The sequence below is a fragment of the Streptomyces aureus genome (assembly GCF_000725495.1).
GTDB lineage: Bacteria > Actinomycetota > Actinomycetes > Streptomycetales > Streptomycetaceae > Streptomyces > Streptomyces aureus_B.
Map to the genome: position 1 here is coordinate 132935 of NZ_JNZD01000007.1, position 12698 is coordinate 145632.

Annotated in this window: 11 protein-coding genes; 8 read left to right on the plus strand and 3 right to left on the minus strand. The window is 68.9% G+C overall.

Annotated features, from left to right (window positions below; translation table 11 throughout):
• Nucleotides 1-150: 150 nt before the first annotated feature.
• Nucleotides 151-1536, minus strand: coding sequence for a helix-turn-helix domain-containing protein (locus IO36_RS14870; RefSeq protein WP_078943206.1), 1386 nt, complete (start codon nucleotides 1534-1536; stop codon nucleotides 151-153).
• Between the two features lie 200 nt (nucleotides 1537-1736).
• On the opposite strand from IO36_RS14870, the gene IO36_RS46820 reads away from it, so the two are divergent.
• From IO36_RS46820 to IO36_RS14885, 4 genes are read left to right on the plus strand one after another with little or no spacing between them, the layout of a single operon-like run.
• A complete protein-coding gene (locus IO36_RS46820; RefSeq protein WP_158997355.1) occupies nucleotides 1737-1874 on the plus strand; it encodes a hypothetical protein in 138 nt (45 codons plus the stop codon).
• Nucleotides 1875-1893: 19 nt separating this feature from the next.
• The gene (locus IO36_RS14875) at nucleotides 1894-3090 is read left to right on the plus strand and encodes a cupin domain-containing protein (protein ID WP_037620126.1); all 1197 of its coding nucleotides are present in this window, start codon (nucleotides 1894-1896) and stop codon (nucleotides 3088-3090) included.
• Nucleotides 3087-3995 carry an aldo/keto reductase gene (locus tag IO36_RS14880; protein ID WP_037620127.1) on the plus strand — a complete coding sequence of 303 codons (909 nt, stop codon included), beginning with the start codon at nucleotides 3087-3089 and terminating at the stop codon, nucleotides 3993-3995. The genes IO36_RS14875 and IO36_RS14880 overlap by 4 nt, the downstream gene beginning before the upstream one ends.
• A complete protein-coding gene (locus IO36_RS14885; protein ID WP_037620128.1) occupies nucleotides 3967-4788 on the plus strand; it encodes a hypothetical protein in 822 nt (273 codons plus the stop codon). The genes IO36_RS14880 and IO36_RS14885 overlap by 29 nt, the downstream gene beginning before the upstream one ends.
• Before the next feature lie 1290 nt (nucleotides 4789-6078).
• Here the strand turns inward: IO36_RS14885 and IO36_RS14890 are convergent.
• Both IO36_RS14890 and IO36_RS48145 read right to left on the minus strand, forming a co-directional pair.
• Entirely contained in the window at nucleotides 6079-6873 is a 795-nt protein-coding gene (locus tag IO36_RS14890; protein WP_037620129.1) for a hypothetical protein, read from the minus strand.
• Nucleotides 6873-8063: a hypothetical protein gene (locus IO36_RS48145; RefSeq protein ID WP_245173289.1), complete on the minus strand. Its 1191-nt coding sequence runs from the start codon at nucleotides 8061-8063 to the stop codon at nucleotides 6873-6875. Before IO36_RS48145 ends, IO36_RS14890 begins: the two co-directional genes overlap by 1 nt.
• 428 nt (nucleotides 8064-8491) lie before the next feature.
• On the opposite strand from IO36_RS48145, the gene IO36_RS48150 reads away from it, so the two are divergent.
• The 4 genes from IO36_RS48150 to IO36_RS14920 all read left to right on the plus strand — a co-directional run bounded on the left by IO36_RS48150 (nucleotide 8492) and on the right by IO36_RS14920 (nucleotide 12697).
• The gene (locus IO36_RS48150) at nucleotides 8492-8815 is read left to right on the plus strand and encodes a hypothetical protein (protein ID WP_037620131.1); all 324 of its coding nucleotides are present in this window, start codon (nucleotides 8492-8494) and stop codon (nucleotides 8813-8815) included.
• Nucleotides 8816-8909: 94 nt separating this feature from the next.
• Entirely contained in the window at nucleotides 8910-9620 is a 711-nt protein-coding gene (locus IO36_RS14910) for a DUF8175 domain-containg protein (RefSeq protein WP_245173290.1), read from the plus strand.
• Nucleotides 9610-11163: a hypothetical protein gene (locus IO36_RS14915; protein ID WP_051900492.1), complete on the plus strand. Its 1554-nt coding sequence runs from the start codon at nucleotides 9610-9612 to the stop codon at nucleotides 11161-11163. The genes IO36_RS14910 and IO36_RS14915 overlap by 11 nt, the downstream gene beginning before the upstream one ends.
• 34 nt (nucleotides 11164-11197) lie before the next feature.
• A complete protein-coding gene (locus tag IO36_RS14920; protein WP_245173292.1) occupies nucleotides 11198-12697 on the plus strand; it encodes an SCO6880 family protein in 1500 nt (499 codons plus the stop codon).
• Nucleotide 12698: the final 1 nt, after the last annotated feature.

Here is a 12698-nt window from a genome sequence, read left to right on the forward strand (position 1 = left end):
GCCGAGGTCTTCCGTCTGGGCGCCTTCCCGGGAGCCGACGTACCGCCGGGCAGCGAGGGTGCGTGGGCTTCGGGTTGCCGTCCTAGCCAGAAGGCGGCGACGGACGGCTCGGCCGAGTTCACCGGTCCCAGATGATCCGGTGGGTGGCGTTTATCGGTGGACGCCAGTCCGTTCGGCATACTCCTTCAGTCCGGGGAGGCTGACGGAGGAGTAGGTCAGCTCAGCCGTGAGAGTTCGGACCGCAGGTCGTCGGGCCTCTTCGGGAGCGTTGTGCTCGATGCCGCGCAGCGCGGTGAAGGTGCGGCGGGGGTCGCCGAGTTGGTGCCACATGCGGGCGGTGTCGGTGTAGTACCGGGCCCGTCGTTCCGGGGTGGGCAGCCGGGCCGGGGCGAGGGATCGGGCGTAGGCGATTCCTTCGTCTGGGGTGCCGAGGGCGTTGTGGATGCCGATGCGGTACAGGGCGCACTGCTGGGGGGTGGCGTCCACGGTGAACAGGCCGTTGCCCGCGTCGGCCGGCAGGCGACTGGTGGACTGTTCGGCTTCGTCGGCCAGGGCGAGCGCGGTGGTGCGGTCTCCGGTCACGGCGGCGCTGTAGGCGGCGGTGAGCAGCAGGCTGGTCCGTACGGTCAGCGTGGGAGCGGTGGGACGTCGGTGTTCGGCGTCAAGTGAGGTGGCGGTGCGGGTGAGCAGGTCGACGGCCGCCCGGCCGCGGCCGGAGCGGCGCATGGCGATGGCCAGGACCCGGGCGGCTTCGCCGATGGGGGCGGGCTGGCCGCTGTCACGGGCGGCACGCAGCGCCCGGTCGGCGGTGACCCAGGCGGCTTCGGAGTGGGCCTTGACGGTGAGCTCGGAGGCCAGGACGTAGGCACGGGCAATGATCGTGTGTGCGGTGTCGCGGGCCGTGCCGGTGAGGGAGTCCCGGGTGGCTTCGGCGGCGGCGATCAGCTCGGGCAGTTCGCGGCCGAGGGTGGCGTACCGAGCGGCGCGGAAGTCGCTGCGGGCGGCGGCGAGCGCGACGCGGAGGCGGTCGAGTGACATCGCGGGTGCGGCGGTTGGCTGAAAGAGGGCTTCTTCCAGGGGGCTGACCGGATCCGGTGCGGCGACGGCGGGGGTGGTTGTGGCCGTCAGGGCGGTGCCGAGGCCAGCCGCTCCCGCGAGAAAGGTTCTGCGTCGCACCGGGTCGTCCTCCTGGTCCACCAGGGCCTGTTCTGGAGCCACCTTAGTGGCCGAAAGGTTCGCCAGGGACGACCTTGTCGTTTCCTCGTGTGCGGGTCGCTCGCCTCCGGCAGAGGCGATGCCCAGTTCGGCAGGGGTGATGCCCAGGATCTGCGCGATGCGGATCAAGATCTCCCACGGCGGGGTCAGCTCGTTGCTCTCCACCCGGCTGACCCAGGCGGCGGAGTAGCCGAGCAGTTCGCCCAATTGGGCCTGCGTCATCCGCGGGGTGCACGCGTTGCGGCGGCTGCGGATCAGGGCGCCGAGGTCGATCGCCCGGGTGGGGGCGAGCGGGTGCGACAGTGCGGCGTGGGTGTTCATCAAGCCTCCCGTCCGCGCCCCGCGCCGGGGCGCTCTCACGGTAGCCCGTTGCGGCCCGCGAGGGGAGAACGCCTCGACGAACTTGCGAGTCCCGCAAGGGACTTGAGCATCGTGGCCAGAATGGTGCGCGGGCGGTGGGGCGGGCGGTTTGCTGACGGCAGCCGGCCCACGAGCCGGGACGCCGTAACCAGGAGGACGTTATGCCCGACACCACCGTGCCCAGCCCCGCGTCGGACAGTGGTCTGGTCCGCGCCCGTCGTCTGATCAGCGCCGCCCGAGCCCGGGGCGCCACGCCGTCGGACGGCGGCGGCACCGGCCGGTCGGACGGCAACGACTGACGCCACGGGAAGCGAAGCGATGACCTCTGTGTCCATCGCGGAGCGGCTGGGCCAGGACGACTTCCTGGCCCGGTCGCTGCACCGCGACTACGTCCTGGTCCGCGGCGCCGTCGCCGAGCCCCATGCTCTGGTCTCCTTCGGCACGCTCAACGCCCTGATTTCCATGCACCGTCTGGAGCCGCCGCGGCTGCGGTTGTCGGCCGAGGCCGAGATCGTGCCGCAGCACCGCTACGCCGTCCCGGTCATCACCCGTCGGCACACCGTCTGGCAGCGCATCCACCCCGACGAACTGCACCAGCAACTGGCCAAGGGAGCCTCGCTGGTGCTCGACGCGGTCGACGAATTGCACGAACCGATCACGGATCTCGCCCAGCACCTGGAGGGATGGCTGCGTACGCGTGTCCAGGTCAACGCGTACGCCTCGTGGACCGCCTCGGAGGGGTTCGGCACCCACTGGGACGACCACGACGTGATCGTCGTGCAGATCGACGGCTCAAAGCGGTGGCGACTGTTCGGCCCCACGCGCACCACACCGCTCTACAAGGACACCGCCGAACCAGACCCGCCGCCCGACCAGCCCCTCGCCGACGTCGTCCTGCACCCCGGCGACGTGCTCTACCTCCCGCGCGGCTGGTGGCACGCTGTCAGCGCCGACCAGGGCACCCCGTCCCTGCATCTGACCTGCGGGCTGACCCCCCATACCGGCGCCGACCTGGTGGGCTGGCTGTCGGAGGACCTGCGCGCACGCGCCCGGGTCCGCACCGACCTGCCCCTGCACGCCACTCCTACAGAACGCGCCGCCTACCTGACCGAGCTGCGCACCCTCATCCTCGAAGCACTGGACGACACGACGCTCCTGGACCGTTTCGCCACCGCCCGGGACGCCGAGGACCCCGGCCGGCCACGCCCGTCGCTGCCCCACCTGACCCAGGTTCCGGCACACGCCGGTCTCCAGGTCAGGCTGACCACCGGCCGCGCCCGCCTGACCAACGCCTGCGACGACGATGGCCAGAAGGTCACCCGGTTCAGCGCCATCGGCCAGGAGATCGACTTCTCCCCGGCCGCGGCCCCGCTGCTGCACCAACTCCTCGGCGGCGGCTGGCACCCCCTTGCCAGGCTTGCCCAACCAGCGGGTATCTCGCTCGCCGATGCAGCAGCCGTCGTCACCGAACTGGTCATCATGCAGGCAGCGAGCGTCCGTGACGGTGACCGGTGACCGCGGCGTTGGCGCTGGGCACCTACCGCCTGCGGAACGCCCCATCCGCCCTGCGCTGGGCGGCCTCCGCAGGCGCCGACTGGATCGATACCGCCCCCAACTACCTTCACGGGCAGGCGCAAAGCCTCCTCGCCCCCGTTCTTGCCGACCACCCGTACCTGGGCGTGGCCACGAAGGTCGGATTCGCCACCGCGGCAGTCGAGGAGGGCGCCGTCACCGCCGGCGTCCTGCGTCCGGGCACCCGCCACAGCCTGGATCCGGCGTATGTGCGCTGGCAGACCGACCGCAACCGGGCGCAGCTGGGCCGTGAGCATCTGGATGCCGTCTTCATCCACAACCCCGAACGCGCCGCACTACGCCGCGAGGCCCTCCACGACGTCCTCCGGGCGGCGTTCGCGGCGCTGGAAGCCAAAGCCTCCGTCGGACACATCGGCGCCTACGGCATCGCCACCTGGCACGGCTTCACCGAGAACCTGTTCACCGTCGAGATTCTCGACCGCCTGGCCACCGAAGCGGCCGGCACCACCGCTCACCACCTCGGCATCATCCAGCTCCCCGTCAACCTTGTCGTGGACACCGCCCTCACCCAGGCTCTGGACCAAGGCGGTCCGATCGCCGAAGCCGCCGCCCGCGGCTGGGCCGTGCACGCCTCCGCGCCGCTGCACGGCGGAGAACTCCCCGACCTGGCCACGGCGGAACTCGCCGCCCTCCTGCGGCCCGGACTGTCCACCGCACAGGCATGCCTGCTGGCGGCCGCCTCCTGCCCGGGTGTCTCAAAAGTCCTGCTCTCCGCCTCCACTGCGGCACACTGGGACGCCGCACGCGCCGCGCTCGCCGAGCCGCCCATCCCAGCAGATGCCCTGCGGAAGGTCCTCGATGTACTCGCCCCCCACCAGCCCTGCTGATGAACAGCGCATCCTCGCCGCCCAGACCACGGCCGCCGAGGCATTGGAGGTGACGGTCACCGGCCCGCGCCGCTGGGGCTACGCAGGCCGCTCCCTGGGGCAGCAGGCACACCACCCGCGCCACGGCGCGTGCTGGCTGCGGCTGATCTCCGCGCCCGTCGGCAAGGCGCACGGAAAGCTCTGGGACGGCACCCACCTGGCGGCAACTGCCTTCCCCGACGTGCGCCGCCCCGCCCTGCACGGCATCCATGATCTCGTCCGCGAGGATGCCGCCTACCGTGCCGAGCTCTGCGAGTTGGTCACTTCCCGCGTCTGCTCACCCGACCCGGTGCTGCGTACCGAACTCGCCCTGCCCGAGACATGGTGGAAGAGCCTGCGCACCGATCTCGACGCCATCGCCGGCACACCCACCGACCGCACCGCCGTACGGCAGGAGTGGATCAACCGGGCCGTACCCCAGTTCACCGGTCATCCCGCACCGATCATCGAACAGTGGGCGACGGCCCACGGTGACCTCCAGTGGGCCAACCTCACCGCCGACGGCCCCACCCTCCTGGACTTCGAGGGCTTCGGGGCCGCCCCCCTGGGCTACGACCCGGCCCTGCTGTACGTCTACTCGCTGCTCGCCCCTCACACCGCGGCCCAAATCCGCGCACATTTCACTGTGCTGGCCAGCGAACCCGGTCGAGCGGCGCTCCTCATCGTCGCTGCGGACCTGCTCCAATCCTGCTCACGAGGCGACCACCCGGAACTTGCCGAACCTCTCCGGTCGCTCACGGCAACACTTGCCTGAGCGAAATCCCGCTGAGTCTGGCCTGTTGTCTATTCCCTCGGTGCGGTGGCCACCGCACGGGCTGCCAGCCTGGAGAAGGCACACCCTGTTTCTCGCCCACGGTTGCGCGCCGGGCCGGGCACTCCCGGCGCGCGGCGACGGTCTTCCTGCCGCGGCCTGGGCCGCCCGTTCCGTGGCCGCCCGGCGGGACCGGATTGCTGGAGACCGGCTGAGTGTGGTCTGGCTGGACCTCGCCGTCGGCCGCCCCCGAGGGCGCGGACCTTCTCACCGAACTGGAAGCCTCCTGCGAGGAGTTGGACAACGAGGCAGCGTGGGAGCATGCCGCCCTTCCCTGGTCCAGCAGCGACGAGCGGCGCCAAGCACATCGCGCAACGATGCCTCGCCGCATGACGAGGCGCCGCGGTGACAGAATTCCGGCCCCGGCGAAAGAGCCGCGCCCCCGTCCGGCGGTGCACACCCGCCGGACGGGGGCGCGGCACCGCCGACGTCCCCGAGGTGATGCCGGCGCCTCCGATCGTCGCGCGGGGGTTGCGCGAGCAGAGCGGCGGTGAAGCGGGACAGGTACCGGGTATCGGACTGCTCGCCGTAGGCCCTGCTGGTGACGGGGAAGTCTCCCTCGACTGCCATTATCAGTGCCGAGGAGGAAGCCGGCGTACGCGAGCGCGTTGCATCGCCAGAGCGGGGTCGGCAACCAGTGGACCCGCCCTCTCATGATGCCGACCCAACCAGTGCGATGTTTCTGCCATACGTTCCAGACGGCGCCGCCACAGGCGCACAAGCGTTCCATATCTCTTGGCTGTGAACCGCTCCGGGATCTCCGGAGCCTCCATCAGCCCCGGAGCGGTTCACACCAGGCATGTGTGCCTCCGGCGAGTTTCGACGCCCGCTGATCTTGACTCCGCAGGACGGTCAAAACGCTTAGCAGCCAGAGGGGTTGACCAGGGCTCTGTACTGAGAACACTCGAAATGTCGTGATCGAAGGCGGCTCGACCGGTCGTTGGCGCAAGGTCACGCTGATCAGGCGAGTGTGCCTGTCTGCCGCGGGCAGCGGCAAAACGACCGTTTCGGAAGGAGCCCTCAGTAGCCGCTTCGCCGACCGCGTCGCCACGCCCAGAGCGCACCGATAGCGGCCACTCCCAGAGCCTCGAAGGCGGCGCCGGTGCCTCCGGGTGCGCCAGCGACCTTCGATGCGGCGAGGACTCCGGAGACGACAAGGAGGTACGGCAGGAAGAAAAGGACGGCACGGCCGCGACGGATGGGATCCATGGGTCAAGTATTCCTATTTGTCTGCTACTTGGCCAGAGCGATTCTCCGCGCACGCTCGTAAACGGTCTGCACCACTGCCTCGCTGTCTGGGAATTCGACGTCCCGGAGAAACGAGACCATGTAGGGGACTGACTCCGTTGCTTCCGAGGGTTGAAGTCGACGCCAGCAGCCGAGCGCGTTGCCGACGGCGCGAACGGTGGTGCTGTGCTGGGGTCCGAGGTGGAGGTGCCACGCCCGAGCTATGAAGACCCAACTCTTCAGCCCGTATTGGAAGTCCCGGCTGAGCCAGGCAATGTCAGCGCGCACAAGGCCGGCCGCCAAGGTGTAGAGGTGGTCCGCGCCGAACTCGGCGGACAGCTCTGCGAGTAGTTGATCGGCGGCGCGGCTGGCTTCGACGAAGCGGTTGTGGTTGGCGGTGGCGCAGATGGTGGCGAGCCGTCCGCGGTAGGGCTCGGGCAGTGGTTCGTACGGCCGGTCGGGCGGCACGGGGTCCACGGCGTGTGACTGCGGCGGCGACAGAGGCATCGGCGAAGCCGCTGCCTGCGGCAGGCTTGGTGACGCAGTGACCGGAGCGTTGCGGTCCAAGGGGTTGCTGGTGCCGTCGGTGTTGATCTGGATCGCGGTCGTGTACTGCGCTTGCTCGTCCTGGATCACTGCGCGGACCGGCATTTCCAGTGCCGCAGCCTCCAGTTGGAGGTGTGCCAGGACAGCGTCGTTGAGCGAGACGCCTGGCGGCGGCGTGAAGTACTCCTCGTCAATGAAGCAGATCCCGTCGGGTGTGATCCGAATCTGCACCGCGTCTGGAGAGACGTAGCTCACTACTGGTCCACCTGCTTGTCCGGGAGGAGGGGGATGGTGCTGATTCCGCCGGCGCTCGGGAAGCTCGGTTCGGCCCATCCGCGATACCGCAGACGCCATGCGCCGTCTGTGAGCTCTTTCCGCGAGACGATGGCGATCTTGCCTTGGAGTGGGTAGTCGTCCCCTACGTCGTTGCTGGCCACCTGGTCGTTGCCCAGGTAGAGGGCGACGTGTCCCGCCGCGCTTCCGGTGTCGTAGAACAGCAGCGCTCCTGCGGGCGGTGACATGTCGCCCGGGTGCGCGAGTCCGGCGTCGACGAGCCGGTTCCAGTGCATGTTGGCTGTTGCGGACCCGGACGAGCCCCAACCGTAGGCCTGGGCTACGAAGTTGTCGCACATCCGGTACCAGCCGGTCTTGCCCGCTTCGTTCCGGGCGCTCGCGATCGCCTGGGCGGCGGTCCGGGGGTTCTTGACCTTGAACGTTGCCCTGGGGTCCTTGCCGCCGGTGGCGGCTGGGTCGTCACAGCCGGTGCTGATCGAGGTGACGGCGTGATCCCCCCAGGTTTTGGCGACGAGCGAGCCGGCTGCGGACTCCCACTTGGCGTACTCGTTGCGGTACTTCTCGGCGGGACGCTGGATACTCGCGGCGACCTTGGTGAGGGCCTTCTCCTGCCAGTTGTCGATCTCGACGAGGTGGTCGTAGAACTGCCCGGATGCGTAGACCGGGTCGGTGAGCTCGCTGACGGTGCCCCAGCCTTGGGAGGGCCGTTGCTGGAAGAGTCCCACACTGTCCGAGTGGCCGTGGTGCAGGTTGTTGAGGGTGCTTTCCTGCATGGCAACAGCCACGGCGATGACCGCGGCACGAGGCGAAAGGTGCCGGGTACGGGCGACGTTGGCGATGGTGCCGGCGTTGCGCACCTGCCGAGGAGTCCACTCGGCGCTGTTCTGCGCACCTTCGGGATGCAGTGGAACCGTCACCTGGGCGGCGCCTGCGTCCTGTTCGCCGTCGAACTCCGGCTCCTCGCCTCCCGCGCCGGCTCCGCTTTCCCCGTCGCCGACTGACTGAAGGCCGCTCAGGCAGGTGTTGGCGTTGGCCTGGGTCGTGGCACCACTGACCGCGAGCACACAGAGAGAGAGCACCGAGACACCTGCCGCGGTGACGCCTATGGCGGCCTTGCCGAGCCCGTTCATCCCCACCCCGGTCATAAACATACGTAGATGACAGAAGGTCAGTGAACAGCAAGAGTGACGGAACGACCACCCATTCCGTGTGGCTCCCTATGGGCATCCGGGTGCGGTCCACCGGGTGAGGGCATCGATGCACCACTGATCGTCGCGCGGCGATCGAGATAACAGAGGCGGCACGCCTGCGCCTCAAGGGGGTGTCCATACGATAGCGAAAAGACGTGTGTGAGCTGCTATTACGCGAGCTCGCGCAGGATCCGTTCAGGTCAGGATGAAGGCCATCGATCCGGGTCGAACGACAGGGAGAGGATGCATGCTCCCGTCGCTCCGGGCGCCTCGCGATCGGGTCTCTCAATCTGTAAACGCTTGTTGTCAAGTTTGCCTGTATGTACCTTTCACCGTCATGGCCCGGTTCCGGGTCGACCTCCGTGACGAGGGTGGAAGGGAGTCGGGGGATGTCCGTTTCACAACATCTGGTGGATCTTGCAGCGAGCGGTGACATCGGCACCCTCGTAAACGGGCTGTCCCCGGACTGGGGCCCCTTCGGGCAGCTGGGCACCACCGGGCGAACCGTGATCCAAGCCCTCATGGCCGGCGTTGTTCTCGTTCTGCTGGGGCGCGCGATCCTCGGCGCAGTACACCTCAAGGTCGGCGAGGGCCAGCACGACGTAGCCCAGGTCAGCAAGGGTAAGAAAGAGATCGCCGGGAGCCTGGTCGGAGCCTTCGTCGTCGCTTCGATAGGGACGATCTTCACCATCGTGTACGGGATGGGCATCTGAGATGGCCCGCCAGAGCGCCCCGCGGAAGGGCACCCGAGTCCTGGTCGAAGAGACGCCGACGGATCCGACCGGAGGGAAGCCCTGGTGGCGGGGGATGGCCGTCACCGGAGTGATCTTCCTCGCGGTGCTCGTCCTCGCCGTGTCCATGAGTCTGTCCGGCGGCAGCAGCGGATCCGATTCCGACAGCTCGTCGGACGGCCAGAGCCAGACCGCCCCGGCGAAGCAGAACGGCACCGGAGGAGACACCAAGAGCACAGCCAAGAAGCTGGTCAGCGGTGTCCCGGTGGGCTATTCCCACAACCAGGCCGGTGCCGTGCAGGCCGCGGTGAACTATCAGGTGGCCCGGTCGTCCGCCGCGTATTTCACCGATGAGAAGGTCCGCCACCAGACCCTCACCGCGATGATGACCAGCCAGGCGCTGGACCGGCAGATCCGCAACGACGACACCGGGATGCAGCAGGTCCTCACATCCCTGGGCGTCACCAGCGGCAACGAGGACGAACTAGTCGCACGCGGTGCGGCGATGGGCACGCGGGTCACCACGTACACCGATCAGGTGGCCACCGTCGAGGTGTGGATGACCGGACTCGTCGGCCTCACGGACAACAACGCTCCGATGCCCGTCTCCGCGTCGTGGACCACGTACACGCTGACGCTGCAGTGGCAGTCCGGTGACTGGAAGCTGTCCGCGATCACGTCCGTCAACGGTCCGACCCCCTTGGACGCCGGAAGCGACAGCCCCACCAGCGTCGACGAGTTCCGCACGGCAGATCGGGAGTTCAATGCGCCCCCGTATGTCGGCTGAGGCCCAGCAGCGGGTGCGGACCCGGCTCGTCTGGATCACCGGCCTGACCGCCACGCTCAGCATCATGCTCGCCCCGGGCCAGGCCCAGGCGAACGACTTCTCTGACTGGTCCTGCAAGAACATCCCGTTCGCGGACAAGGTCTGCAACGTCGTCGAGAAGACGAACCAGGCGATCGACTTCGCGAGCGACCCCATGGGGTACATCGCCCAGTTCTTCAACAACGCCGTGACCAGCATCTTCACCCAGATGATGAAGGCCTTGGGCTCGACCACGCGGATCGACTGGCAAGACCCCGGGTTCCTCAGGACCTACACCATGGCCTTCGCCGCCTCCACGGTGCTGACCGTAATCCTGTGGCTGGTCGCCGTGGCCAAGAGGGCGATTCAGGGGGTGCAGCCGCTCCAGGCGCTCGGGGAGTCGATCGGCTTCCTCCTCATGTCGGTACTGGTCTCCGCCTTCGCGCCGCTGGCGGTCGCCTACACCGTGCGGGTCTTCGACGAGGCTGCGGAGGCGATGCTCAAGCCGGTGGCGGGAGACGCCGCCGACATGGTCGTCACCGTCACGACGGCGATGCTCGCGCTGATGCAGATCCCCGGCGGCGCGATCATCGTGATCTTCTTCTCCCTGGCACTGCTGTCGGCCGTGGCTGGCGTGTGGCTGGAGCTCATCGTCCGCAACGCGCTGATCCTGTCGGGCTTGGTGTTCGGTCCGACCGTGTTCAGCGGACTGGTCGACCGTGACCTGTGGGGGCACACCAAACGCTGGTGCGGCGTGATGGTCGCGATCATCGCCTCGAAGTACGTCACCTTCACCGTCCTCGCGCTCGCCACGGGCACGCTCGCCTCCGACTCCCCGAATCCCAGCCTCGCGCAGTCCTTCGCCACGGTCTTCACCGCGCTCGCGCTGCTGTTCCTCGCCCTCTACATGCCCTTCCAGCTCTCGAAGTTCTTGCCCGCGTTCGGGGACGAGGTGCGCGACATGTACGCGGCCCGCGACGACCTCAAGGGCCGGGCCAAGAACGTCGGCAGCCAGATGGGCGACTCCTACGGAGAACTCAAGTCGCGCATGGGCGGCGGCGGTGGTGACGGTGGCGGATCCGGCGACGACGGAGACGGCGACGGCGGGGAGGCCGAGGCTGCGGACGGCGATGCCCTGAGCGGTGGAGGCGGCGAGGAGGCCGCCGAGGCGGGGGCGGCCGAGGGAGCAGCTGCTGCGACCGGTGTGGGTGCGGCGGCCGTGGCCGCGAAGGAGGGGGTCGACGAGACCAAGGGCGAGGCCGAAGCGTCAGTGGAGCGCGGTGTCGACGGGGCAACCGCCGGTCTCGACTCCGATGGTTCCTCGGCTGCTTCGTCGGCGGGCGGCGACTCCGACAGCGGCGGCGGTCACACCTCTGGCGGGGCTCCCGGAAGAGCTCCCGATGCCGCAGTCCCGGACAGCGTGACGGCCGGCGGGGGGCCGGTGGATGAGGCAGGCCCGCAGTCCTGGCCGCCGGAGCCCCCGGACGAGCCGGAACCGCCGCCGCCGGACGAGGAGATGCGCTGATGCCCGTCCCGTCGCACGACGCCCAGGAGTAGTTGTGGCCCGTACCTTCACCTATCCGCGGCCGAGGCCGCGAGGCCTGCTCGGCCGCAAGCTCGAAGCCGATGAGCAGCTCGTCTTGGGGGCGGGCTTCGTCGGCGGACTCCTCGCTGCTGGGATCCTCGGCGGCATCCTGCTGAAGATCGTCGGCTTCGTGCTGATCGCGGGCACCTGTGCCTGGGCCACTCTGGCGCCGCACAAGGGACGCACCTACGTCCGGTGGTTCGAGATCAACCGGACCTACAAGAAGCTGCTGCGCGACGGCTCACTGCTGTACAAGTCCCGGGCGCCGTACGCCGGCCGGTACGCCGACGGCCGCCGCGTCCCGATCGATGTCCCGGTCGGCGTGCCCCGGAACATGCAGTGGATCACGGCTCGCACCGCGTTCGGGGGGATCGCGATCGTGCTGCAGCCAGACGAGCTGATGTTCACGGCCGCCGTCGAGGTCGAGGGCCTGCGCGACTTCGGCAGCCTGGACACCGCCGACAAAGAGTCCCTGATCCGGGCTTATGAGCACCTGCTGAAGACCACGGCCGACAGCGGCGGGCGGATCTGCCGCCTTCAGTGGATCAGCAGGGTCATCCCCACCGACCCCAACGCCCACGCCCGGGACGCCGCTGAGCGCCGGGACAAGAACAGCCCGATGGCGCTGCAGCAGTCGTACGAGGAGCTGATCCGGCGCGTCGCCGTCACCGCGGAGGACCGCCGGCTGCTGCTTGTGGTGGGGATCCCCTACACCCCGGACCTGGTCGCCGAGGCCCGCCGCTACACCACCCTCCACGAGGGCTACGCGATCACGCTCGGGCAGGAGATCGAGAGCTTCATCCGGACGCTGGGGCGCGGACAGCTGCGCCACGTCCGCAACCTCGACGAAGCCGGCCTGGCCTCCTACCTGCACCACTCCTACGACCCAAGTCACTGGATCGACGACACCGCCGGGATGGACCGGGTCACCTGCTGGCCCGCCGTACTCGATGCCCGCAACAAGAAGTACATGGCCTCCCGCAGCTGGGAGACCGCCGAGGACAACTGGTACTCGATGACCGCCTGGGTGAAGGAACTTCCCGTCCTCCCGGTCGGCATCAACTTCCTCGCGCCCGTCCTGCTCTACATAGAGGGAATCATCCTGTCGGTGTCCGTGGTCATGGACCTCGTCAGCACGGACCAGGCGATCACCGAGGCGATGGCGGACGCCACGAACGAGCTGGGCCAGGCGGACAAGAAGGCCGGTCGCATTGAGGACCCGCGGGAGCAGAAGGCCCAGAGCGCCTCGATCCGCACCATGCGTGATATCGCCGACGGCGCGGCGGGCACGCGGCTCACGGCCTGGATCACCGTCACCTCGCCCACCCTCGACGCCCTGCGCCGGGATGCCGACACGGTCCGCGCCGGCGCCACCCGCGCCGGACTGCGCATGGAGTGGTGCGACGCCGAGCACCACCGGGCCTTCGCCAACACCCTGCCCTTCACCGCCGGACTGCTGAAGGAAGGGCGGTAGC

Bases quoted from the DNA above. Each gene is read 5' to 3' on its own strand.
- IO36_RS14910 (WP_245173290.1), top strand. From the start codon at position 8,910: ATGGCCGTCACCGGAGTGATCTTCCTCGCGGTGCTCGTCCTCGCCGTG.
- IO36_RS14915 (WP_051900492.1), top strand. From the start codon at position 9,610: ATGTCGGCTGAGGCCCAGCAGCGGGTGCGGACCCGGCTCGTCTGGATC.
- IO36_RS14870 (WP_078943206.1), bottom strand. From the start codon at position 1,536: ATGAACACCCACGCCGCACTGTCGCACCCGCTCGCCCCCACCCGGGCG.
- IO36_RS48150 (WP_037620131.1), top strand. From the start codon at position 8,492: ATGTCCGTTTCACAACATCTGGTGGATCTTGCAGCGAGCGGTGACATC.
- IO36_RS14875 (WP_037620126.1), top strand. From the start codon at position 1,894: ATGACCTCTGTGTCCATCGCGGAGCGGCTGGGCCAGGACGACTTCCTG.
- IO36_RS14885 (WP_037620128.1), top strand. From the start codon at position 3,967: ATGTACTCGCCCCCCACCAGCCCTGCTGATGAACAGCGCATCCTCGCC.
- IO36_RS46820 (WP_158997355.1), top strand. From the start codon at position 1,737: ATGCCCGACACCACCGTGCCCAGCCCCGCGTCGGACAGTGGTCTGGTC.
- IO36_RS48145 (WP_245173289.1), bottom strand. From the start codon at position 8,063: ATGTTTATGACCGGGGTGGGGATGAACGGGCTCGGCAAGGCCGCCATA.